We start from the raw sequence: 21,266 nt of genomic DNA on the forward strand, positions 1-21,266 counted from the left end.
CCGCCCAACCTGACCTGAGCCGCCCAACCTGACCTGAGCCGCCCAACCTGACCTGAGCCGCCCAACCTGACCTGAGCCGCCCAACCTGAGATGCCTCAGCTGACTCTCCGAGCCGACCTCAGCCCACCGGCCTCGTCCAGCCGCACTACCCGCACTGGGTCAGCCGGCCTCGCCCAGGCGGCTTCGCGCGGTGGGGTTGTCAGGAGAGGGCGAGGTTGTGGTCCGCCAGTGCGGCCTCGATGATGCCGAGGGCTTTGGGGCCCATGCCGTGCAGCGCGGCGAGTTGCGGCTTCGGGACGCCGGCGAGGTCGCGCAGTGTCCTGTGGCCGGCGTTGTGCAGGGCGCGGGTGGCCGGTGCGCCGATTCTGGGGAGTTCGTCGAGAGAAGGTGCCATGAGGGGCACGGTAATGGACGGGTCAGGCTGGGTCGGTGACGTCTGCCCAGGTGGCGCTCAAGGCGGAGACTGTGTCGTCGGCGGTGAGTTGCAGGGCCGTGCCGCGGATGCCGGCGCCGAGGCTGATGGTGCGGCCGCGGAGGCGTTCGTCGGCGATCACCGGCCAGGGGTGCAGGGAGCCGAACGGGGTGATCGTGCCGCGCTCGTAGCCTGTCACGTCCTTCGCGGTGGCGGCGTCGGGCATGGAGAGCCGGTTGACCCCGAGCAGCGTGCGTAGTTTCGGCCACGAGATCTGGCGGTCGCCGGGCACGAGGACGAACAGGTAGTCGTCGGCGGCTCGGCGGACCACCAGGCTCTTGACGAGGTCCTGGATCTCGACGCCCTGGACCTCGGCGGCCTCGGTGACGCTGGTGACCGGGCCGTGGGTCACGACGCGGTGGTCGAGTCCGGCTGCTGACACGGCGGTGAGGGCTGACGACACGTGATCACGATAGCTCCGCGGAATAATTCCCGGCTGGTGTCCTTGAACTCAGTCGCAGACCTGTCCGCGTACCGAAAGAAAGAAGGTCGTCATGGCCGACAAGCCCGTCCTGCAGCCCGGCCCGGACCACCCCATCACCGTGACCCCGACGCCGCAGCGGGTGGTGGTGACGGTGGCCGGCAAGGTCGTCGCCGACAGCACCAGCGCGCTCACCCTGCAGGAGTCGACGTACCCGGCGGTGCAGTACATCCCGCTGACCGACGTCGACACCACGCTGCTCACCCGCACCGAGACCAGCAGCTACTGCCCGTTCAAGGGCGATGCCAGCTACTACTCCATCCCGGCGGGCGGCGACCGCTCCGTGGACGCCATCTGGGTGTACGAGCACCCGCACGACGCCGTGGCCGAGATCAAGGACCACGTGGCGTTCTACCCCGACCGGGTCGACGCCATCGCCATCGGCGGCTGACCGGTCGTCCCGCGTGAACAGGCCCACCCGGGCCTGTTCACGCGTCGTCCCACGGACGTCGGCGTGCCTTCACCGGCTCGACCGCGAAGGCCCGCACGTCTTCCCATCTCAGTTCCTGCACGGCGTCGCCCGGAGCCGTGATGCCGTCGGAGTCGGCGGGCTGCGGGTCCGTCCACATCGGCTGCACCGTGGGCGGGCTCCAGGTCAGCTCCGGCAACGGCTGCCGGGCGGCTTCGATGGCCGCTGCTCCCGGGCGGGCCGGAGGTGTCCAGATCGGTGGTGCGCCCCACCAGATGACCCGGTGCTCGGCGTGCGTGCGGGGCGGTCCTTCGGCCGGGTCGTGCACGGGCACGTCGGGCAGTTCCCGCAGGTCGTGTGTGGATTCCCGCTGGGCGAACACGTGACCGCCCGCGGGGTGCGGCGGCCTGATCGGCCCGGATGTCTCCGCGGCGGCGAACACGTCCGGCTGCCGCGCGGAAGCGTTCGCGGCGAACACGGCGGGCGCGCCGCGGGGAGCGAACCGGCCACCGCCGGCTGTGGCCACCGCGCCCGGGGCAACTGCCCGCTGCGGTGCCCGGGACAGCGCGGCCCGCGCCGGTGCGGCCGGTAGCGCTTCCTGCGGCCGGGCGGTCGCGTCGGTGGCCGGCGCGGTAGCGAGCATGACCGCCGCGCCCACAGTGACCAGGGCTGCCAGCGCCGCGGGCAGCTCCCACCCGGCTCGCACGGTGTCGCCGAGGAGGGCCAGTGCGACGGCGGACGGCGCGATGACCTCCGCGATCCAGAGCACCGCCGTGACCGGGCCCACCTGACCTTTCTGCAGCGCGTGGGTGTAGAGCACCATGCCCGAGACGCCGAAGGTGACCAGCGCCCAGGTGAGCGGTTCGGCCGCCACGGTCAGCAGCGTGGCGAGGATGTCCGCCATCGGCTGGTCGGGGACGGGCAGCGCGCGGCCGGCCACCGCGGCGCCGCCGAGGGAGAGACCCGCGATCGCCGCGACGACCCCGGGCGGGGCGGCCCGGGCGGCGGCCCAGCCGATCCCGGCCAGCATGACGGCGGCGGAGAGGAAGCCGATGCGCAGGCCGGTCGACGCCGCGACGGCTTCCTGCGGGCCGGCCGACATGGCGATCACCGTCAGGGCGGCGATGGAGATCGCGACGGCGACGATGTCACGGTTGCGCAGGTGGGACTTGAGGAAGATGCGCGCGGCGAGGACGGTCAGGGCGAGGGAGCTGGCGAGCACGGACTCGACGAGGTAGACGGCGAGGGTGCCCAGCGCGACCATCGAGCCGACCCAGGCGGCCATGTCGAGGGTGACGCCGAGGAGGTACAGCGGGTGGCCCAGGGTCTTGACCGTGTTGATGCTGCGCCGGGCCCCGACCGCCTGCAGGATCGAGCCCGCGGCGTAGGCGAAGGCGCCGAAGATGGAGATCGCGAGGGCGATCCAGCCCGCGGAGGTCATCTGCTCATTCCCCCACTCGGAGCACGGTGATGGTGTTGTCCTTGCCGTTGGAGACGTACGCGGAGGCGCCGTCCGGCGACACCGCGATCGCTCGCGGGCTGCCTCCCACCCGTACGGTCGCGGTGACCTCGCCGGTCTTCCCGTCGAGAACGGACACCGTGCCGTCCCCCTCGTTCACGACGTACGCGTGCGCGCCGTCCGGGGCGAACGCGACGCTCTGCGGCTTGTTGCCGACCTTGAACGGCCCGCGGCGTTCGAGGGTGCGCGCGTCGATGATGTCGGCGGTGTTCGCGTCGTACCCCGCGACCAGCACGATCTTCCCGTCCGGGGAGACCGCGATGCTGTGCGGCGCCTTGCTCACGGGCACGGTCTTGACCACCTTGTCGGTACGCATGTCGATGACGCCGACGGCGTTCGACTCGTGGTTGGGCGTGAACGCGCGCATGGTGTCCGCGGAGAACGCCACGGCGTGCGGGTTGGGCGGGACCATGATCCGGCCCTCGGGGCGCTGGTCGCCGACCGCGAACAACTCGACCGACTGCTTGCTGTGGATCGGCACCCAGACCCGGTTGTCCGGACCGACAGCCAGCGCGTACGGCTGCACGCCGGTCGTCAGATAACGCACCACCTTGAGCGACTTGGCGTCGACGACCGCGACCCCGCTGCCCGTCTTGTCGTCCTCGTACATCGACACGAACACGAGTCTGCCGTCGCCCGCGAGCGCCACGAACCGGGGCGTCGCGCGGAGCTGCACGGCGGTCACCTTGCGGCTGGCGGCGTTCACCACGGACAGGACGTGGGAGTGCTGGTTGGCGACGTAGACGGTCCGGCTGTCGGGTGACACGGCGACGCCCTCGGGCTCGGTGCCCACCCCGATGGTGGCGATCGCCGCGGGTTTGGCCACGCTCTTGACGCTTCGCGCGAGGGGTACGCGGTTGACGCCCGTCGGCCCCGGAGTCGCCGTGGCCAGGGGCGGCGCGACCTGCGGCCCGGCCTCGGGAGCCGGCCCGCTCGTGGCGTGATCGTGCTCGCCGGCCGAGGGGGCGGGCTGCGGCGCGACGGTCTGCTGATCGCCCTCGCCGCTGCTGGTCATGGCCCAGGCGACGCCCGCGCCGCCGAGCAGGATGAACGCCGTCAGGCCCCCGGCGAGGGCGGTGGCCCTGTTCCGGTGCCGGTGCCGTCGTTTCCGGGGCTCGGGTGTCCCCGAGAGCATGGTCATCCGGCTCGCCGGGACGTCGCCGAGGTTGCGGGTGGTGGCCGGGGTCGGCTCGGTCGCCGTCCGCTGGCCGGTCACGCGCACGTCGGCCCAGCCGGCGGGCCCGCGTACGGTCACCGAACCGTCCAGCCAGTCCGATTGCGGCTCCCAGACCACCCGCAGCCGGCGTCCGACCATCATGGCGCGCAGGCCCTGCCCGGACACGGTCACCGTGGTGTTCGCGACCGCGAGCGGTGGGCCGCTGACCAGGACGTCGGCGACCAGCTGTGGCGCGCCGGGCGCCACCTGGCCGAAGTCCACCCGATCCGGGTTCAGCCGGACAGCCGTGCGTTCGAGCCCGGCGACGGCCGCGGCCGACACGCTGCGGCTGTCGTCCTCCGCCATGCGCAGCAGCGCCTGCCGCGCGGCGGCCGCCATGGCGAGGTCGTCACCCGCCGCGAAACGCGCCAGTTCGTCCACAACGGTCAGGCGGGATTCCCGGGCCGGACTGCCGATCTCGGTCAACAATTGCGGTGGCAGATCGTTTTCACTCATAGTGCCCCCTCGATCACTATGCGGTGATGAAGGGGTCCAGGGAAACCCTCAGAGCGAATTTGGCACCAAACGCGAACGGCAGACCACAACAGTTACCGCTATGGATGGATATGGGCCCCGGCGCAGCCTGGGTGCGGCACACCCAGGATGCGGGGCGGTCCGTCGCCGTACCGTCGGGACATGACCGCAAACGCACTCGGCGAGTTCCTGCGCGGCCGGCGGGCCGAGGTGACGCCGGGGCAGGCCGGCGTGATCAGTTCCGGCGTTCGCCGGGTGCCCGGGCTGCGCCGGGAGGAGGTCGCGCTGCTGGCAGGGGTGAGCGTGGACTACTACGTGCGCCTCGAGCAGGGCCGCGAGCGCCACCCGTCGGTGCAGGTGCTGGACGCGCTCAGCCGCGCGCTCCGGCTGGACGAGGACGGGCGTACGCATCTGCATCGATTGGCCGGTCTGAGCCCGCGCGCGGATCCCGGGCACGCCATCGAGCACATCGACCCGCAGCTACGGCAGCTCCTGGACATGTGGCCGAACAACCCGGCGCTCGTGCTGGGCCGCGCGTACGACGTGCTCGCCACGAACCGGATCGGCGAGGCGCTGTTCGGGCCGGCCGGGAACCTCGCGTTCAAGGTCTTCCTGGACCCGGCGGGGCGCACGTTCTACCCGGACTGGCCCGAGGTGGCACGGGCGACGACCTCCGGTCTGCGCCTGGCGTCCGGAGCGGCGCCGCACGATCCCGTGCTCGACCGCGTCATCCGCACCCTGACGAGTGAAAGCGACGCGTTCCGGGAGCTCTGGACCCGGAACGACGCGCGGGGCAAGACCGCGGAGACCAAACGCGTGGTGCATCCGCAGGTCGGCCCGCTGACGCTGACGATGCACGCGTTCGACGTACGGTCGTCCCCCGGTCAGCAGCTCGTGGTCTACCACGCGGAGCCGGGATCCCGCAGCGCGCAGGCCCTGACGCTGCTCGGATCACTCGCCGCAACCTTTGCCCAGTGACAATTACCTCCCTCAAGCATGTTGCGTCGGTTGCTGCGTCGTTTACTCTGGCACCAGACGGGTAGTCCGAGACCGCTCGTCGAGAGGATGCGACATGACATTCACCAGCACGCGAGTTCCCGAAGCCGCCTCTGAGCTGCTCCGGGAACTGGCATCGACCGCGCCCGGACCCCGACGCGATGCCCTGCGGGACGAAGCCGTCCGGGCGTGGCTGCCGATGGCCCACCACCTCGCCCACCGCTACTCCGGGCGTGGCGAGCCCGACGACGACCTGATCCAGACCGCGGTCGTCGGGCTGATCAAGTCGGTGGACCGGTTCGACCCCGAGCGCGGCATCGAGTTCGCCGGCTTCGCGGTCCCGACGATCCTCGGCGAGATCCGCCGCCACTTCCGCGACCGCACCTGGTCGATCCGCGTCCCGCGCCGCCTGCAGGAGCTCCGGCTGGCGATCACGGACGCGAGCAACACGCTCCACCACACGCTCGGCCGGTCACCCACCATCGCCGACATCGCCGCGCATCTGAACACCACCGAGGAAGAGGTCCTCGAAGGCCTCGAGGGCGCCCGCGCCTACAGCGCCCGCAGCCTCTCGACCCCGGTGACGGAGGACGGGACGACCACGCTCGGCGACACGCTCGGCGTGATGGACCATGACATGGAGCTCGCGGAGCTGCGGATCGCGCTCGGCCCGGCGATCGCCGCGCTGGACGAACGCGAGCGGATGATCCTGTCGCTCCGGTTCTTCGGCAATCTCACCCAGTCGGAGATCGCCATGAAGATCGGCGTGTCGCAGATGCACATCTCACGGCTGATCACCCGGACCCTGGCCAAGCTGCGCGTGCAGCTCACCGCGGGCTGAGATTCGCCCGGCGCTCCCTCGCGCCGGGCGAAAACATCAGGCCGGAGGGCTGAGCCGCTGCGCGCGGGCAGCGATCTGAGCGGCTGTCTCCGACACGCCGTCGGCCAGCTCGTGCAGCCTGGCGCTCGCCTTTTCGTCGTTCCGGCGGTCGGCGCTCGCGTGCAGGCTCTGCTCGGTCTCCTCCAGCGCGATCGCGTTCAGGTTCATCAGGTCCGACGCCCGTTGTTCCAGCCGGGCCTGCTCCTCGTTCATGGCGCGTCCGGTACCCGCGGACAGCCGCACCCAACCCGAAAATGTCACGCAGCGTCAGAGTGCGGCCAGGATCCGGGCCAGCGCGAGCGGCTGGGTGAGCATCGGCCAGTGGCCGGAGTCGATGTCGATCAGGTCGAGATTTTTCACGCGGGCCAGCTCGGGGATGTCACCCCCGGCGATCCACTCCCGGGCCTGGTCCGGCGTGAACTCGGGACAGATCAGCGCGACCGGCACGTCGTAGCGGCGCTCGTCGCCCAGGTGCACCACGCCCCGGGCCACCCCCTCGGGCACGGTCACGGCAGCGGCCTCGAACGCCTGCCGCGCCGGCCCGTCGAGATCGGCGGCGTCGGGGCCCTCGAACGGCGTCCACCCCGGGAACGGCATGAGTCCGTCCTCGACCTCGAAGAAGTCGGCATATTTCGCGCCGTCGGCGGCCGGGAAGCCGCCGATGAGCGCCACCTTGGCCACCCGGTCCGGGCGTGCGTCCGCCGCCAGCCAGGCCAGGCTGCACGCGGCGGAGTGCCCGACCACCACCGACCTGCCGGGTGCCGCGTCGACGGCGGCGAGCACCGCGGCCACCTGATCGCCGAGGGTGTCTGCGGGCTTCACCGGCAGGGCGACCGGGACAGCGTGCCGATCCTTGCTCGCCAGCTCGGTCACGACGTCGTTCCATGCCGGCGCGTCGAGCCACAGGCCGCCGACGAGGATGAGTGTTTCTGCAGTCATGGGATCAACCTAGAGCCGGTTCCGGACAATCCGCTTCCGGTATCGTCCGGGCGTGCCGAACGGTTCGAGTCCCACCGCGCGTGCCCTGCGTACGCTCGAGATCCTGCAGGCCCGCCCGGGCACGACCGCCGGCCAGCTCGCCACGCTCCTGGGCGTGACCGAGCGCGCAGCCCGGCGATATGTCGGCATCCTGCGCGAGGCCGGTGTCCCGGTCGAATCGACGCGGGGGCCGTACGGCGGCTACCGGCTGGGTCGTGGCACCCGGTTGCCACCCGTGGTCTTCACCGAGGAACAGGCACTCAGCCTCGTCATGGCAGTCCTCGACGGGGGTGCGACGATCGACTCGGAGGACGTTGTCGGGTCGGCGCTCAGCAAGGTCATCCGGGCGCTGCCGGAGGGCATCGGGCGGCAGGCTGCGGCGCTCCGGGCGTACGCGTCAACCGCTCCTGATCCGCGAGCGGCACGCCCGGATCCTGCCATCGCCAGTGCCCTGGTCGGGGCCATCGCCGAGCGGTGCCGGGTCGTCGTCACGTCCCGCACCTTCGAGGCCGAGGTCGACCCGTGGGCGGTGGTGGTGCGTTACGGCCGCTGGTACCTGCTGTGCCATTCACACGCCGCGGACGCGATCCGCACGTACCGCGTCGATCGGCTCCATGCCGTACGCAGAACCGCACACCGCTTCACCCCACCCCCGGACCTGGACCCGGTCGCCGCGCTGGAGGAGAACCTGGGCAGCGGCTGGAAATACCCGACGCGCGTGGTGTTCCACGCCCCTCTGGAACAGGTGGCACCGTTCATCCGGCCGCCGATGGGCCGCCTCGAAGCGGACGGCGACCGGTGCGTCCTGACCGGAAGCACCCGCAACCCTGCCATGTACGCGCAGGAGTGGCTGGCCACCGTGCCCCTCGACTTCACCGTCGAGGAGGGCCCCGAACTGCACGCCGCCGTGGCGGAAGTGGCAGCCCGGTTCTCCGCGGCGATCAGGGGCGGCGGTAGATACTGATCGAGTGGCCGACCTCGTCGACCGGGGCGCCGCTCGTGGCGAGCAGTGACTTCAGCCGCCCTGTCGCCTTCGCCACCGAGCTGTCCGAGACCACGAGCAGGCCGTGGACGTCCGCCGGCTGCGCCTTCAGCGGGTTGCGAGCATCGATTCCGTACGCCGAGGGCACGCCGGCGCCCTTGTACACGAGCCAGACCTGCTCGCCGGGATACCGCTCGCGCAGACGGTCGGCCAACCGGCCCAGGTCCTGGCCCCAGTCGACGTTCGAGTCGTGCAGCAGCAGATGCGTCCGCGACGGGCCGCCGAACGCCTCGTTGGCGTACGGCAGGTAGTAGGGAAAGGTCCGCACCGAACTGACCGCGACCGACAGCGCCAGCAGCCCCGCGGCGAGGTGCGCCCACCGCCAGCGCACCGTGACCACGGCGGCCGCGGCGACGGCGAGGAAGATCGGCAGGAAGATCGCGTAACGGCTGCCGAAGTCCCGCGCACCGGTCATCGCGAGGCCCAGCAGGAGCGCGGGCGTGACGAGCAGGTAGACGGCGGCCGGGCGCAACCGGGGCACGGCGAGCACCGCGACGGTCCCGGCCAGCCACAGCGCGATCATCCCGAGCGGCGTCTTCACGAGCAGCGCGGCGGGCAGGTAGTACCAGAGCGACCCCTCGTACAACCGGCCGAACAGGAACCCCTGGAACGTCGAGTCCTCGAACCCGAACTGGATCCGCACACCGTCGCGGTACGGCTCGGGCAACGGCAACAGATCGACGAACAGCGCCCGCAAACCGTGGATCTCCGGCATCCCCGTCGGTGTCAGGAAGCGTAACCGCGGATCGATCACGAGATAACAGACCCAGACAACGGCAACGGCGAGCACGGCCACACCCACGGCCGTCGCCACCGCGGTCATCCAGGAACGCCGCTGCTTCCTGACGCTCAGGAACGCCAGCAGCATCACCACCGGGACCGCGGGAATGACACTCATCCGGGTCGCGATCGCCGCCCCCAGAGCAACCCCCGCAAGACCCAGATGGAGGTACGCCCGTGAGCTGCGCGCCCGCCACGTCAGCCACACCGCCGTGACGAGGAACCCGATCGCGGGTACGTCCAGCGTCGCCAGGGAACCGTGCGTGATCAGGTCGGGCGAGAACGCGTACAGGGACAGGGCGAGCACTCCCCCGGCGGTCCCCGTCAGATCCCGCGCGAAGGCGAAGACGACCAGCCCGAACAGCAGCGTCAGCACGATCATCGGGAGCCGGGCCAGGAACATCAGCTCGTACGGGTCGTTGCCCGCCTCGTAGAGCACGTGCCGCCCGAGCAGGCTCTGGTTGCCCCGGAACGCGGGATCCAGCTTCGGATGCGCGAACACCAGCCCCGCCGCCATGATGAGCTTCCCGAGCGGCGGATGCTCCGGGTTGTACCGCAGGCTGTGCTGCTCCAGGTAACTGACCGCGGTGCCCACGTAGACCGGCTCGTCGATCGTCGGCGTCTGCTGCACCGCGGTGACCACCATGACAGCCGCCATCTGCCCCAGCAACAGCAGCACCAGCAGCGGCGCGACCCACCTCCGGCGGCGGCGGGGCCGTGTAGTGGCCCCGGGCTCGTCGACGGCGGGTTCCTCGAGGTCCACGGTCACGCCGAGAACCTACCCGCTCCCCCGCCAAGCGTCTCTGGCACGGACCCGAACATGGACGCCGGCGATGGGATCGCCGCAGCACTCGGATTACATAGCTATCTATATTCACAAAACATGATTAAAGACGCTAAGGTCTTATTAGGTCACAGAAGGGGTCTAAAATGTCGCAGCAGGATCTTTCGGTCGCTGCCGGGCCGGTGCCCGGCGATGCTTTCGGGCAGGCCTTACTCAAGGCATGGCGGGCCGACGGGGCTCCCGGAGTGGCATACGAGGTGATAGAGCGGGACGACGGCATGGTGACAGTGAACGATGTCGCCAAATACCTCGTGCCCGCGCCAGAGTGGAACCCTGTGGAACGTCTGGCCTGCGAACGGGCACACGGACGGGTTCTGGACGTCGGGTGCGGTCCCGGGCGGCATGCCGTCCAGCTGATGACCCAGGGCCTGATGGTGATCGGCTTGGAGCCGTCGCCGGGCGCTGCCGCCGTCGCCCGAGCACGCGACGTCACCGTGGTGGAAGGCACGGTCCGCGGGCTGGAAGCGGAGATCGGCACGTTCGACACCATTCTTCTGGGCGGTCAGAACATCGGCCTTCTGGAAAACCCGGAGTCGGCTCCGGGGCTTCTGCGGAAATTGGCCGGCCGGGGCCGCTCCGGCGCGAGCCTGCTCGGCGTCAGCATGGACTTCGCGAAAATGCGCAACCCAGTGCACCGGGACTACGCAGAACGCAACCGGAGCGCCGGCCGCCTCGCCGGCCAGCAGCGCTTCCGGGTCCGCGACGGCAGGCTCGCCACCCCTTGGTTCGACTACCTGATGCCCTCGCCCGCCGAGCTGGAGGCATTGTGCGTCGACACTCCGTGGCGAGTCCACGAATTCGTCACCGACGGTCCTCACTACCTTGCCCATCTTCGGCTGGATTGAGGGCGGGTCAGCGGCCGGCTGGCTTGAGGGCGGGTCAGCGGCGCCGGCTGGAGCCGATCTCCAGCGCCTCGTGGTCCAGCCCAGCGAGCAGCTGCTCGGCCAGCGCCCGCGGATCCGCGTCGCCGAGCCGTCGCTGGAGTTCTGCGATCAGTCCGGCGAACTCGGCGACCGCGCCTTCATGGCGTTCTCCGTCGCCGACCATGCCGTAGGCATACTGCCGCCACTCCGGCCGGGCCAGCAAATAGTCACGCAGCGCAGTGGTGAGCACACTGGTCCAGTGTGGCCCCTTGACGACCAGATTCAGCTGGAGACAAGGACCCGAGGAGTACGTCTCGTGCCACCAACCCCGGGGCAGGAAGATCAGCCCACCGGCGCCCACTGTCACCTCCCTTGCTCCGTCGGGCATCCGGTCGGGGAAGGGTGCGTCGGCGTAGTGCAGTTGCTTCGGGTCCGGCTGGCGCCGACTCGCGGGAAAGCACATGCTGGTCTGGTTGACGATGCTGTCGTTGGGTGCGAGCAGCCAGCGCTTGCTCCCGGACAGCAGCATGGCGAAGTTCACGTCGAAGTCACTGTGCATGGCAACACCGCTGGCACCGTCCGAACAGAAGACCTCGGCGGTCATCGAGCCGGCCGGCAGGCCGAGCACATCGCACGCGTCGCCCAACAGGTCGACGAGACCGGGCACGTCACGCTGAACATGCTTCAAATAACAGGTAAATCCCGCTCCGAGAGCGGGGATGGCACTCTCCCCACCTACCACGGCCGCGTGGGGGCCCTGTTTACGCAGCAGCGAGACGGTCTGCCGGTAACTGCGAAGCACGGTCTCCGCGGAAGCAAGCTCCGGAATGTCCCGTACCAGGTCACCGGTGAGATCCGACCCTGTCCGCACATAGGGATCATCCGGGAAATGCGAATGCCGGAATTCGTCGATTGACAATGGCTTCAAAAATTTTGCAAAGTCCACGTGGGCACTCCAATATGTCGACGGAGTACGGCCCTTTCCCGCCGAAAGGGTCCCATGTGGACATCTGCATGTCAAGCAAGGTTGCAACTGATCACAAGTGCGGTTGCAGTAACCTCGGAGTAGTAGGGTAACGCGCATGGCAGAAGGTATCGACATCGGGGCGAAAGAATGGGACGAGCGATTCGAGTCATTGTTCTCCCGGATCGCCGAGCACTTCGGCCGGGCCGAACCCCGCCAGCAGGCACGCTCCTACTTGAAGGCACTGCTATCACCGGTGCGACGTAAGAACGGATGGCAACTGGCCGAGGCCGCCGGCGATATACGGCCGGACCGGATGCAACGGCTACTGAACTCGGCCAAGTGGGATGTCGACCGCGTACGCGACGAGTTGCGCCACTACGTCACCGAGCAACTCGGCGGCGACCGAGGGGTGCTCGTCGTCGTGGAGGCCGCCTTCGCGAAGAAGGGAAAAAAGTCGGCCGGGGTTCAGTGGCAGCGGGTGGGCTCCGGAGATCCACGGCATTGTCAGGTAGCAGTGTTCCTGGTGTTTGCGGGCCCACGCGGCTGTGCACTGATCGACCGGGAACTGCACCTGCCACGCCAATGGACGGAGGATCCACAGCGATGCTCCTCGGCCGGAGTGCCGACGCCTGCGCGCTACCACAGCCGAGACGCTCAGGGCGCGATGATGATCGACCGAGCCCTGGCAGCCGGCGCCCCGGTGACCTGGATCGCGCTCGACCGGAACCAGGCCCGAGCCCGTGAGCTGCGCCACCTGCAGGAACGCGGTGAATACGGCCTCGTGCTGGAGGTCGACGCCGGCACCGAGCTGCCGATGGCCGGTGGAGCCCAACGCGCGGATGCGCTGATCGGCAGGCTGTCCCCCGCGTTTCAGGGCATCGACGGCGACGACCAGCAATGGGCCCGGATCACGCTGCGAGGGCATGCCCGCGCGGCCGGGCGATGGTTACTCTGCGGCCGGTCGCTCGACCGGGCCGGCTCGGCCTCCTACCACCTGTGCGTCGGGCCGACCGGGACGTCACTGACTGAGCTGGTCGCCGTGGTGCGCAGCCGGGAACGGGCAGCGGACTGCGTCGGGCAAGCATGCGCCAGCACCGGTCTCGACCAGTACCAGGTCCGCCGGTACAGCTCGTGGTACCGGCACGCCACCCTGTCGATGGCCGCCTATGCCTACGTGGTTACCTCATGGCCGTTCAGCTGACCGGCTAAATGCGGTTGTAAGCGCGAGATTCTACAACTGCACTTCGCCGGCCACCTTCTTTCCAATGGGTTGACCTGCCTCAACACAACGCCGCACCTACGTCGAGAAAAAGGTGGACGTCAATGGCGCTGGCCGATCTCCCACCGTAGCGCTAGATTCCAATCACCGGCATACGCCAAACCCCTGGCGTGTGAGTTTTCGCAACGGAGGAAGACATGCAGCAGGAGCAGCAGGTCATCACCGAAGAAAAGGCCAGTGAGGTCGAGGAGCTCGAAAAAGACAATTTCGAGAAGCTCTTCGGCGACAAGCCGCTGACGATCGTCGACAGCGAGGTCAAGGACTGACTTCCCTTTCCATCGGCCGGGTCCCGGCCTACTGACCGGAAGTTTGCCGGTTCCATCGGAAAGTGAACGGAGTGGGTGTGACGGGGCGCGTCGCCGATCGGCCGTCACACCCGCTTCGCCGGCCGCACGACACACCGGAGCAACCATGATTCAACCGTCGGCGCTGGTCTTCGCCGCCTTGCTGGCCCATCAGGCGAGCCGCCTGGCCCAGCACGGCTTCGGCGCCACCCGGCACACGTATGCGCCGGTGTTCGGCATCCGGCTGCCGGCACCGGTTACCGCTACCGCACAACTAGCCGCGTTGCCCGCAGCGCTGGCGGTGACAGTGTTCGCGCCTCATCCGCAGACCGGGCTGATCGCCCTCGCCTGCGTGGTGCTGTGGCTGCTCACATTGCAGCGTCGGATGGCCAACCACGTCTGGATGGGCTTCGTCGCCGTCGCCGTCCTGACCTTCCTGCCCGCCGCGCTGGCCCCACTCTTCGCCTCGGACCTGCTCGTCGGCCTATACCTGTCGGCTGCCGTGTTCAAGATGCACGGGGAATACCTGACCGGGCCGCAGAGCCCCGGCCGGGTGATGACCGCGATCTACCTGCGCTTGCTCGGTCTTCCGCAGCCGCCTGCTGTGCTGGCCGCCGCGCCCGCTGCCGTGATCGCTGCCGAGTTGGCCGTACCGGTGCTGTTGCTGATCCCGCACGGCGGCGCCGCCGCGCTGATCGTGGCGATCCTGATGCACCTGGCGTTCGGGGTGTCCGGCAACTTCGAGTTTTCCATCGTCGCCCTCGCCCTCTGGTCGATCGCAGCCGGCGATGTCGACGGGGTGGCCGTCCCGTCCCCCGCCGACCCGGTGTGGCTGCTGATCCCGGTCTGCGCTGCGGCCGGCTGGCTGCTCGGCCGGTCGCCGTCGGGTCCCCGCGCGGTGCCGGTTCAGCTTCGTGACGCCGGACAGGGCGCGACGTACGGCTTTTTCTGCGCATTCGCACTGGCCGGCTCGATCACCGATATTCCCGCCCCGCTGGGAGCCCGGCTGGTGCACTCAGCCGTCACGGTGGGCTTCGTAGTCAACTTCTTGCTCGTGGTCAGCGGTCTCAAACTGGACTGGAGCTTCGCAATGTTCTCCGGTCTGCGGCCGTTCGGCTCCTCCTGGCTCCAGCGCGGCAGCCGGGCGGGCCAACCCCGGTACTTCACGCTGACACTGCCGGACCGAATCCCCTCCGCCTGGTTACGCGAGGTATCCCCGGCATTTCTCTACCAGGCGACCCGCGCCGACCAAGTCGTCCACGAGGCGGTCGCGTTTCATCTCGAGGCGATGGCCCGTCGTAGCGGGAGGAGCCTCGAGCCCCGGTTGGTCGCAGCGCGTGAGTGCGACGGCGTCCGGCAGTTGATGCCTGTAGGGGGCGCGTCGGTGGCGCCACGCCGGCGTGTGCTGCTGTTCCCCGGCATGGTCTCCCGCAGTTTCACGACGTGTCACCTGGGCTGAACGGAGATTTGATGGACAACGAACGCGGCAACTTCCTGCACACCGCGGGCTACCGGCTCGATTACCTGGTCACGGTGCCGGAAAAAATCACCAGTCCGTACCTGCAGGTGCTCTTTCACGGCTTCAGCCGGATCGAGAAACATGTGCCACCGGTTTTCGCCCGGCGGCAGTGGCCCGGGGCCGACGAAGCGGTGTGCCTGTTCGTCTCCGACCCGATCCACAATCACAACGACGTGTCTTGCTGTGGCTGGTTCCTACTCGGCGAGGACGAATTCCTGCCCCGGATCCTGGATCTTCACCAGCACCTGCGCAACCGGTTCGGCCTGGGCGGCACGGTCTGGCACGGTCTGTCCTCCGGGGGCTACGCTGCACTGAAATACTGCATCTGGGCCGGCGAGGGACTGGCGTTCGTCGTCGCGCCGCACAATGACCCGGAGATTGTGCCGCAATGGCAACGCGAGGCCGCGCCCTTCGCCGTCCTGCCCGCCATGGCCAAGCCCGCGGTGATCACCGATCTGCTCGGCAGTTGGGACCGGACGGGCACCGATCAGTACCTCTACGCGGTCATGACTGAGCACGACTCATATTTCGCCCTGCACCACCTGAAGCCGATCATGACCGCGCTTGACTTCGGTTCCAGCGCAAGTGCGGTGGCCCTGCGCGACGGCCGGGACCACGGGTTCCTAGCCGATGCCGATTACGCTCGGCATCTGGCGGCCGCGACCGGGCGCTGGGAGCAGCGCCGCAGCCGTCGCGCCGAGGTATCGGCGGTGACGAGTGACTGAGCTGACCGTCCGCCGGGCCGTCAGCGACGACGCGGCCGCGGTGCGCGACGTCTACGGACGCGGGGACACCGCGGAATTCGCCCGGCGCCTCGGCAACCCCGGTCCCACCTCGACCGAGTATCACCTGCTGGAAGCAGCCGGCACAGCGGTCGCTGTAGTGGCGCTGACCGAACTGGGGCGGCTCAGCCCCGGTGCGCCACCTCGGCTCCTGGTGCATGAGATGAAGATTCGGGCGAGCTTCCGCAACACAGGAGTGGCGGCCACCGTGTTCGCATGGCTGAACCGCGATTTCGGCGCCGGGAAGGACGTCGAGGTGATGCTGCTGAATCCGGCGGACCAGGTCGACGGGGCATTCGCCAGCTGGGGCATCCACGAATCTCACCGGGTCAGCAAGTGGCCCGCCCGATACCCGGAGGAGGTCCGATGACGGCCGCGGACATCGGTGTCGAGCAGGAAAGTTTCGACCAGTGGCTGGCCGGCCTGCGCTTCTGGGCGGCCCGCGCGGACGCCGCGGCCTACGGCTGGGGGCCAGGTCCGATCGCCGACCTGCTCGGCCTGGCGGTCCCCGAACAACTCGGCGGCAGTGGTCTCGGCTACCGGGCCGCATGCCAGGCCCTCGCCACACTGGCCGAGGAGACCGGCCGTTCCGGATTGCCGTTCTCGCTCGCCGCCCAGATGTGGGCTACCCAGGAGCCGTTGATCGCCTTCGGCTCGCCGCGGCAGCGGGAGGTCTACCTCTCCGGCCTGATCACCGCCCGGATGGTGGGCGCGTTCGCAGCGACCGAGTACGAGGCCGGCTCGGACCTGCTGTCGATGCGCACCACTGCCACCCGCGACGCGGCGGGGCGCTGGGTACTCGAAGGCTCGAAGACGTTCGTGACCAACGGGCCGGACGCCGACATCTTCGTGATCCTGGCCCGGACCGCGCCGGGCAGTGCACTCGGTGGGCTGACCGCCTTTTGCGTGCCGCGAAACACATCCGGGTTGACCGTCGGCCCGGAAATCGCCAAGACCGCTCTGACCGGCGCCCGGCTGTGCTCGCTGAGCCTGAACGCATGTGCGGTCGTCGGGGATGCCGTGCTGGGTCAGCCCGGCGGGGGCTTTGCAGTGCTCATGCATGCCATGCGAGTGGAGCGGGCGCTGATCCTGGCCCCGGTCGCCGGCCTGATGTCCCGGGCCTTGCAACGGGCCGTCGAATACGCCCGCACCCGGCGGCAATTCGGCCGGCCTCTGGCCGAGCAGGATGCGATTCGTGCGCACCTGGTCCGCATGCGGCTGAGCCTGACCAGCGTCGGCGAGACGCTCTCGGCGACTGCTGCGGACGCCGACGCGGGTCGCCTGGACCACACCCGCTCGTCGCTCACCAAATTGCACGTCAGCACCGAGTTCAACACGTTCTGCCAGCATCTGCCGGACATCTACGGCGGCTACGCGGTGCTGGCCGAGTCTGGAGTGACGGACCTGATCGCCGACGCGGTGGCGAGCCGTTTCTACTCAGGGACGACCGACATGCAGATGAAAATAATCGCCGAGGGGATGGGATTGTGATGGCAGACGACAGATCACTGACGGTGATCCGCGCCGCGGTGGCCGAGGCCGCGGCCGGGCGTGCGGTCACCGACGAAACACCGCTGATCCAGGAGCGAATCCTCGACTCGCTCTCACTTCTCGGTCTGGTCGCACGGTTGGAGCAAGAATTGGGTGTCGTCGTGCACGACGCGGACATCCTGCCCGACAATTTCGGCAGCATCCGGCAGATCCACACGTTCGTCAGCACCAGGTCACTCCGTGCCAGTTGATACACCCGAAGCCGACGTCGAGGTCCTGCGGATTCCCGGGTTTCGCCGGCTGTGGATCGCGAACGCGTTCCGGGACGTCGGCGCGGAGGTGGCGGCGTTCGCCTTGCCGATCACAGCCGCGCTGTTGCTGCACGCCCACCCCATACAGATGAGTCTGCTAACCGCCGGTAGCCGAATCGGCTACCCCCTGCTCGGACTGCCCGCCGGGGTCTGGGTCGATCGCTGGGACAAGCGTGCCGTGCTCATCGGCGCGGACCTCGGCTTCCTCCTGGCGTTGGCGAGCATCCCGATCGCCTATATGGCCGGCGTACTCAGCCTGCCACTGCTGGTCGCGGTCACCGCCGTCACCAGTGTCTGCGGGGTGTTCTTCGACATCGGGCACAGCAGCGTGCTACCGCTGCTGCTGCCCCGCACCCGGGTTGCGGACGCGAACGCCCGGCTACAGACCACCGACCAGACGGTGCGCGCGGTGGCTCCGAGCGTCGCCGGCGCTCTGGCCCAGACCATCGCGGCCCCCCTTCTTTACGCAGTGACCGCCACCTCTCACCTGCTGTCGCTGCTGTTCCTCACCCGGTTACGTCCCGCGCCCGTCCCGGTCGCCGCACGGCAACACCGCCACTTCCGGCGCGAGGTGGCCGACGGATTGTCCACCGTGATCCGGCACCCACTGCTGAGGCTGCTCTGTCTGCAAGCAGCGCTGAACAACATCGGCGCCGGCATTCTGCTTACCCTCATGCCGCTGTTCCTGCTCCGGATTATCGGCATCCCGGCTTGGCTGTTCGGTGTGTTGACGACGGTCGGTGCTGTTTCCGGCGTGCTCGCCTCACTGGTCGGACCACGACTGCGCCGCAGGTACGGCGAGATCCGGATGACTGTGATCTTCTCCGCGCTGTTTCCCCTCGGCGTGCTCGCCGCCCCACTCGCCGCGGTCTTCCCGCGTGCGGCCGTGCCGTTGGCCGCGACGGCCGAGATTTTGATCAACTTCGTCGCGGTCGGGCGCTCCATCTCCACCGCAGGCCTCCGGGCCAGGGTGACGCCCACCACGCACATGGGCCGGGTCTCCGCGGCCTACGGCGTGGTCTCCCAGGGCGCCACTCCGATCGGCGCGCTTCTCGCCGGCCTCATCGCCAGCACCTGGTCGATCACCGGTGGCCTGTGGATCGGCGTCGCCGAGATGGCGGTTCCCGCCCTGCTTCTCTTGCGATCACCACTACGCACCCGGCGCACTCTGCCTGCCGAATGGGAGGCCCGAGATGACAGCGCGTAACGCCGCCGAGTTGCTGATTCAGGCGGCCCGGCACAACCCGGCAGCGATTGCCCTGCGCTGGCACGGCGTCGGATGGACGTACGGCGAATTGTACGAACGGGTCGGAAAGCTCACGGACCTGTTGCTCGGCTCGCTGGATGTGGCGACCGGTGACCGCGTCGGCGTGCTGGCAGCGAAGAGCCCGTGGGTGGTCGCGGCCGGACAGGCCGTACTACGCGCAGACGCGGTCTGCGTGATGCTGGACGTTCGGCACCCGATAGCCCGGCTCACCGCGATCATCCAGGACTGCGGCATCACGACGATGTTCGTCGACGACGCGATGCGGCGCCACGAGGACGCGTTACGGGCCGCCGGCGTGCAGAGGCTGGTCCCGCTTGGTGATCTTCTGCCGGGCGCTCCGGCTCGCCGGCCAGCTCCGGTACGTGGCGGCACGGATCTCGCGCTGCTGCTCTACACCTCCGGATCAACCGGATTGCCAAAGGCGGTCGGGATCACCCACGAGAACGTCACCGCGTTCGTCGACTGGGCCGCAGGCTACTTCGGGTTCCGGCCCGGTGAGCGCTTCCTCAGCCAAGCGCACCTCTCGTTCGACATCTCCACGCTGGACATCTTCAACGGTTTCGCCTGCGGCGCGTGCGTTGTACTGCTCGACGAGAGCGACGTGCTCTTCCCACGCGTCGTGGTCGACACCATCCGCCAGGAACAGATCACCAACGTGTACGTGGTCTCCTCGGCGCTGGCCTCACTCGCCGGCCCGGGCGGCCTCCTGGAGGCGGATCCGGGTTCTATCCGGCGCATTCTGTACGGCGGTGAGGTGCTCCCGGCTGCCACGCTCACCCGGATCCGCTCGTGGCTTCCCGACGATGCCGGCTTGTACAACGTGTACGGCCCCTTGGAGACGAACATCGCCACGATCTGGCCGGTGCCCACGCGGGGCGAGTTGCCCCAGCCACCTCCGATCGGATGTCCGGTGCCGTCGCTCCGAGTGGAGATCCGGCGTGAGGACGGCATCGCGACACCGGAAGGTGAGCAGGGTGAGATCTGGATCGCCGGGCCGACGACCTCGTCCGGTTATTGGAACCGTCCGGAGCAGAATGAGCTGCGCTTCGTCGAACGTGACGGCGTTCGGTGGTACCGCACCGGTGACCGAGGCAGCGTAAACTCCGATGGCCGGTTCGACTTTCACGGCCGCGGGGACGACCTGGTCAAACGACGCGGTTACCGGATCGAGCTGGGGGAGATCGAGACCGCGATCGCGGCCTGCCCGGGTGTCGCCGAGTGCGCGGTGGTGGCGACGTCCCCGCCGGACGGCCCGGTCGAGATCCACGCTTGGTTCGTGGCCGCGCAAGATTCAAGCGCCTCCGTTCCGGAGGTCCGCCGGTTCCTCACCGAGCGCGTTCCCGGCTACATGTTCCCGGACTCGCTGCGCCAGCTGAGTCAACTCCCGAAGACCGCCCGCGACAAGATCGATCGTGGGCGGCTCCGCGTACTCGGCACGCGACCGTCGACCTGACAGCGTGTCAGGCCGAGGAATCCGCTGAAGACCCTTAGGAGATCGCGCATGACCGTTCCGCACGACGTGCTCACAGCGTACGAGGAGCAGGGGTTCGCCATTTTACGGGGCGTGATCGACCAAGAGCTGCTGGCCGAACTCGACGCCCATGTCAGGTGGCTCGGCACCAAATACCCCGACCTGCCGCCGGAGGACTACCACCATCCGCTGATGCGCGACGACGCCTTCTGGGTACGGGCGGTCACTGACTCCCGGCTCGTCGACGTCGCCGAGGCGGTGCTCGGCCCCGACCTCGCCCTGTTCACCGCGCACTACGTCTGTAAACCGCCGTACCAGGGCCGGGCGGTGCTCTGGCACCAGGATGGGGCGTACTGGAACCTGGAACCGATGCGGGCGCTGACCGTGTGGCTCGCTGTCGACGCGTCCACCCGGGAGAACGGCTGCCTGCGGATCATTCCGGGCAGCCATCGGATTCCGTTGTCGAAGCCTGTTTCCCGCAACGACGTGCCCAACATGCTCCAGTCGGCGACGCAGCAGGATCTGGTCGACGAATGGGTCGCGAAGGCCGGCATCGTAGACATCGAGTTGCAGCCCGGCGACGTCTCCATCCACCACCCGAATATCCTGCACTATTCGGAACCGAACACCTCGGCCACCCGGCGGTGCGGCCTGGACATGGGATTCATGGCAACCTCGACCAGCATCTCGAACCAGGGCCTGTACCTGAACCCGATCCTGGTCCGCGGAGAGACCGTTCCCGGCATCAATGAATACCGGCCCTGGGCCCAGTACGTGCCGGGCGAGAGCATTCCGTTCCGAGGGCACGAACAGTGGAACGTGCGGCAGGCGCGGGGAACTCGGCCCGGCGATGCCGAGGAGACGCCGCTGCAGGTGACGCACCGAATGATCGAGCGGCTCAAGGCCGGAACCGTCAAGCAGTGACCGGTGCCGGGCCCGCT

The 21,266-nt window shown here is 69.0% G+C and carries 23 protein-coding genes; 15 read left to right on the forward strand and 8 right to left on the reverse strand.

Annotation, left to right across the window (positions count from 1 at the left end; all coding sequences use genetic code 11):
* Positions 1-199: 199 nt before the first annotated feature.
* Both Ahu01nite_RS34495 and Ahu01nite_RS34500 read right to left on the reverse strand, forming a co-directional pair.
* The gene (locus tag Ahu01nite_RS34495; protein ID WP_203840911.1) at positions 200-394 is read right to left on the reverse strand and encodes a helix-hairpin-helix domain-containing protein; all 195 of its coding nucleotides are present in this window, start codon (positions 392-394) and stop codon (positions 200-202) included.
* A gap of 22 nt (positions 395-416) precedes the next feature.
* Entirely contained in the window at positions 417-875 is a 459-nt protein-coding gene (locus Ahu01nite_RS34500; RefSeq protein WP_203840912.1) for an aminoacyl-tRNA deacylase, read from the reverse strand.
* A 91-nt stretch (positions 876-966) separates the two neighbouring features.
* Here Ahu01nite_RS34500 and Ahu01nite_RS34505 point away from each other — a divergent pair, with 91 nt between their 5' ends.
* Positions 967-1,344 carry a DUF427 domain-containing protein gene (locus Ahu01nite_RS34505; protein WP_203840913.1) on the forward strand — a complete coding sequence of 126 codons (378 nt, stop codon included), beginning with the start codon at positions 967-969 and terminating at the stop codon, positions 1,342-1,344.
* Positions 1,345-1,381: 37 nt separating this feature from the next.
* Here the strand turns inward: Ahu01nite_RS34505 and Ahu01nite_RS34510 are convergent, their stop codons facing one another.
* Both Ahu01nite_RS34510 and Ahu01nite_RS34515 read right to left on the reverse strand, forming a co-directional pair.
* The gene (locus tag Ahu01nite_RS34510) at positions 1,382-2,803 is read right to left on the reverse strand and encodes a hypothetical protein (protein ID WP_203840914.1); all 1,422 of its coding nucleotides are present in this window, start codon (positions 2,801-2,803) and stop codon (positions 1,382-1,384) included.
* A 4-nt stretch (positions 2,804-2,807) separates the two neighbouring features.
* On the reverse strand, positions 2,808-4,553 hold the full coding sequence (locus Ahu01nite_RS34515) for a YncE family protein (protein WP_203840915.1): 1,746 nt from the start codon (positions 4,551-4,553) through the stop codon (positions 2,808-2,810).
* Between the two features lie 180 nt (positions 4,554-4,733).
* Here Ahu01nite_RS34515 and Ahu01nite_RS34520 point away from each other — a divergent pair, with 180 nt between their 5' ends.
* Both Ahu01nite_RS34520 and Ahu01nite_RS34525 read left to right on the forward strand, forming a co-directional pair.
* Entirely contained in the window at positions 4,734-5,549 is an 816-nt protein-coding gene (locus tag Ahu01nite_RS34520; protein ID WP_203840916.1) for a helix-turn-helix domain-containing protein, read from the forward strand.
* A 94-nt stretch (positions 5,550-5,643) separates the two neighbouring features.
* Complete coding sequence (locus Ahu01nite_RS34525) at positions 5,644-6,408, forward strand: SigB/SigF/SigG family RNA polymerase sigma factor (protein WP_203840917.1); 765 nt, start codon at positions 5,644-5,646, stop codon at positions 6,406-6,408.
* Between the two features lie 36 nt (positions 6,409-6,444).
* On the opposite strand, the gene Ahu01nite_RS34530 is transcribed toward Ahu01nite_RS34525, so the two are convergent.
* Entirely contained in the window at positions 6,445-6,660 is a 216-nt protein-coding gene (locus Ahu01nite_RS34530) for a hypothetical protein (protein WP_203840918.1), read from the reverse strand.
* A gap of 54 nt (positions 6,661-6,714) precedes the next feature.
* Positions 6,715-7,386, reverse strand: coding sequence for an alpha/beta fold hydrolase (locus Ahu01nite_RS34535; protein WP_203840919.1), 672 nt, complete (start codon positions 7,384-7,386; stop codon positions 6,715-6,717).
* A gap of 52 nt (positions 7,387-7,438) precedes the next feature.
* Between Ahu01nite_RS34535 and Ahu01nite_RS34540 the strand changes: the two genes are divergently transcribed.
* Positions 7,439-8,389, forward strand: a complete 951-nt coding sequence (locus Ahu01nite_RS34540; RefSeq protein WP_203840920.1) for a helix-turn-helix transcriptional regulator — start codon at positions 7,439-7,441, stop codon at positions 8,387-8,389.
* Here the strand turns inward: Ahu01nite_RS34540 and Ahu01nite_RS34545 are convergent.
* Positions 8,367-10,016, reverse strand: coding sequence for an ArnT family glycosyltransferase (locus Ahu01nite_RS34545; protein WP_239159359.1), 1,650 nt, complete (start codon positions 10,014-10,016; stop codon positions 8,367-8,369). The genes Ahu01nite_RS34540 and Ahu01nite_RS34545 overlap by 23 nt on opposite strands.
* Before the next feature lie 161 nt (positions 10,017-10,177).
* On the opposite strand from Ahu01nite_RS34545, the gene Ahu01nite_RS34550 reads away from it, so the two are divergent.
* The gene (locus Ahu01nite_RS34550) at positions 10,178-10,936 is read left to right on the forward strand and encodes a class I SAM-dependent methyltransferase (protein WP_203840921.1); all 759 of its coding nucleotides are present in this window, start codon (positions 10,178-10,180) and stop codon (positions 10,934-10,936) included.
* A 34-nt stretch (positions 10,937-10,970) separates the two neighbouring features.
* On the opposite strand, the gene Ahu01nite_RS34555 is transcribed toward Ahu01nite_RS34550, so the two are convergent.
* Complete coding sequence (locus Ahu01nite_RS34555; RefSeq protein WP_203840922.1) at positions 10,971-11,825, reverse strand: cupin-like domain-containing protein; 855 nt, start codon at positions 11,823-11,825, stop codon at positions 10,971-10,973.
* A 211-nt stretch (positions 11,826-12,036) separates the two neighbouring features.
* Between Ahu01nite_RS34555 and Ahu01nite_RS34560 the strand changes: the two genes are divergently transcribed.
* From Ahu01nite_RS34560 to Ahu01nite_RS34600, 10 genes are all read left to right on the forward strand, one after another.
* On the forward strand, positions 12,037-13,122 hold the full coding sequence (locus Ahu01nite_RS34560) for an IS701 family transposase (RefSeq protein WP_203840923.1): 1,086 nt from the start codon (positions 12,037-12,039) through the stop codon (positions 13,120-13,122).
* 215 nt (positions 13,123-13,337) lie between these two features.
* Entirely contained in the window at positions 13,338-13,466 is a 129-nt protein-coding gene (locus Ahu01nite_RS51490) for a hypothetical protein (RefSeq protein WP_275411801.1), read from the forward strand.
* Positions 13,467-13,611: 145 nt separating this feature from the next.
* Positions 13,612-14,943: a hypothetical protein gene (locus Ahu01nite_RS34565; RefSeq protein WP_203840924.1), complete on the forward strand. Its 1,332-nt coding sequence runs from the start codon at positions 13,612-13,614 to the stop codon at positions 14,941-14,943.
* A gap of 11 nt (positions 14,944-14,954) precedes the next feature.
* Positions 14,955-15,728, forward strand: a complete 774-nt coding sequence (locus Ahu01nite_RS34570) for a hypothetical protein (RefSeq protein WP_203840925.1) — start codon at positions 14,955-14,957, stop codon at positions 15,726-15,728.
* Entirely contained in the window at positions 15,721-16,155 is a 435-nt protein-coding gene (locus Ahu01nite_RS34575) for a hypothetical protein (RefSeq protein WP_203840926.1), read from the forward strand. The genes Ahu01nite_RS34570 and Ahu01nite_RS34575 overlap by 8 nt, the downstream gene beginning before the upstream one ends.
* Positions 16,152-17,276: an acyl-CoA dehydrogenase family protein gene (locus Ahu01nite_RS34580; protein ID WP_203840927.1), complete on the forward strand. Its 1,125-nt coding sequence runs from the start codon at positions 16,152-16,154 to the stop codon at positions 17,274-17,276. The genes Ahu01nite_RS34575 and Ahu01nite_RS34580 overlap by 4 nt, the downstream gene beginning before the upstream one ends.
* Entirely contained in the window at positions 17,276-17,527 is a 252-nt protein-coding gene (locus Ahu01nite_RS34585) for an acyl carrier protein (protein ID WP_203840928.1), read from the forward strand. Before Ahu01nite_RS34580 ends, Ahu01nite_RS34585 begins: the two co-directional genes overlap by 1 nt.
* On the forward strand, positions 17,517-18,794 hold the full coding sequence (locus Ahu01nite_RS34590) for an MFS transporter (protein ID WP_203840929.1): 1,278 nt from the start codon (positions 17,517-17,519) through the stop codon (positions 18,792-18,794). Before Ahu01nite_RS34585 ends, Ahu01nite_RS34590 begins: the two co-directional genes overlap by 11 nt.
* Positions 18,781-20,307, forward strand: coding sequence for an amino acid adenylation domain-containing protein (locus tag Ahu01nite_RS34595; RefSeq protein ID WP_203840930.1), 1,527 nt, complete (start codon positions 18,781-18,783; stop codon positions 20,305-20,307). Before Ahu01nite_RS34590 ends, Ahu01nite_RS34595 begins: the two co-directional genes overlap by 14 nt.
* A 48-nt stretch (positions 20,308-20,355) precedes the next feature.
* The gene (locus Ahu01nite_RS34600; RefSeq protein ID WP_203840931.1) at positions 20,356-21,249 is read left to right on the forward strand and encodes a phytanoyl-CoA dioxygenase family protein; all 894 of its coding nucleotides are present in this window, start codon (positions 20,356-20,358) and stop codon (positions 21,247-21,249) included.
* Positions 21,250-21,266: the final 17 nt, after the last annotated feature.

The organism is Winogradskya humida, assembly GCF_016862215.1.
Taxonomy (GTDB): domain Bacteria; phylum Actinomycetota; class Actinomycetes; order Mycobacteriales; family Micromonosporaceae; genus Actinoplanes; species Actinoplanes humidus.

What these genes read in the sequence shown, in the direction of transcription:
- Ahu01nite_RS34595 (WP_203840930.1), top strand. Translation starts at nt 18,781, where the DNA reads ATGACAGCGCGTAACGCCGCCGAGTTGCTGATTCAGGCGGCCCGGCAC.
- Ahu01nite_RS34495 (WP_203840911.1), bottom strand. Translation starts at nt 394, where the DNA reads ATGGCACCTTCTCTCGACGAACTCCCCAGAATCGGCGCACCGGCCACC.
- Ahu01nite_RS34580 (WP_203840927.1), top strand. Translation starts at nt 16,152, where the DNA reads ATGACGGCCGCGGACATCGGTGTCGAGCAGGAAAGTTTCGACCAGTGG.
- Ahu01nite_RS34505 (WP_203840913.1), top strand. Translation starts at nt 967, where the DNA reads ATGGCCGACAAGCCCGTCCTGCAGCCCGGCCCGGACCACCCCATCACC.
- Ahu01nite_RS34565 (WP_203840924.1), top strand. Translation starts at nt 13,612, where the DNA reads ATGATTCAACCGTCGGCGCTGGTCTTCGCCGCCTTGCTGGCCCATCAG.
- Ahu01nite_RS34525 (WP_203840917.1), top strand. Translation starts at nt 5,644, where the DNA reads ATGACATTCACCAGCACGCGAGTTCCCGAAGCCGCCTCTGAGCTGCTC.
- Ahu01nite_RS34510 (WP_203840914.1), bottom strand. Translation starts at nt 2,803, where the DNA reads ATGACCTCCGCGGGCTGGATCGCCCTCGCGATCTCCATCTTCGGCGCC.
- Ahu01nite_RS34535 (WP_203840919.1), bottom strand. Translation starts at nt 7,386, where the DNA reads ATGACTGCAGAAACACTCATCCTCGTCGGCGGCCTGTGGCTCGACGCG.
- Ahu01nite_RS34530 (WP_203840918.1), bottom strand. Translation starts at nt 6,660, where the DNA reads ATGAACGAGGAGCAGGCCCGGCTGGAACAACGGGCGTCGGACCTGATG.
- Ahu01nite_RS51490 (WP_275411801.1), top strand. Translation starts at nt 13,338, where the DNA reads ATGCAGCAGGAGCAGCAGGTCATCACCGAAGAAAAGGCCAGTGAGGTC.
- Ahu01nite_RS34515 (WP_203840915.1), bottom strand. Translation starts at nt 4,553, where the DNA reads ATGAGTGAAAACGATCTGCCACCGCAATTGTTGACCGAGATCGGCAGT.
- Ahu01nite_RS34570 (WP_203840925.1), top strand. Translation starts at nt 14,955, where the DNA reads ATGGACAACGAACGCGGCAACTTCCTGCACACCGCGGGCTACCGGCTC.
- Ahu01nite_RS34560 (WP_203840923.1), top strand. Translation starts at nt 12,037, where the DNA reads ATGGCAGAAGGTATCGACATCGGGGCGAAAGAATGGGACGAGCGATTC.
- Ahu01nite_RS34520 (WP_203840916.1), top strand. Translation starts at nt 4,734, where the DNA reads ATGACCGCAAACGCACTCGGCGAGTTCCTGCGCGGCCGGCGGGCCGAG.
- Ahu01nite_RS34550 (WP_203840921.1), top strand. Translation starts at nt 10,178, where the DNA reads ATGTCGCAGCAGGATCTTTCGGTCGCTGCCGGGCCGGTGCCCGGCGAT.
- Ahu01nite_RS34600 (WP_203840931.1), top strand. Translation starts at nt 20,356, where the DNA reads ATGACCGTTCCGCACGACGTGCTCACAGCGTACGAGGAGCAGGGGTTC.
- Ahu01nite_RS34585 (WP_203840928.1), top strand. Translation starts at nt 17,276, where the DNA reads ATGGCAGACGACAGATCACTGACGGTGATCCGCGCCGCGGTGGCCGAG.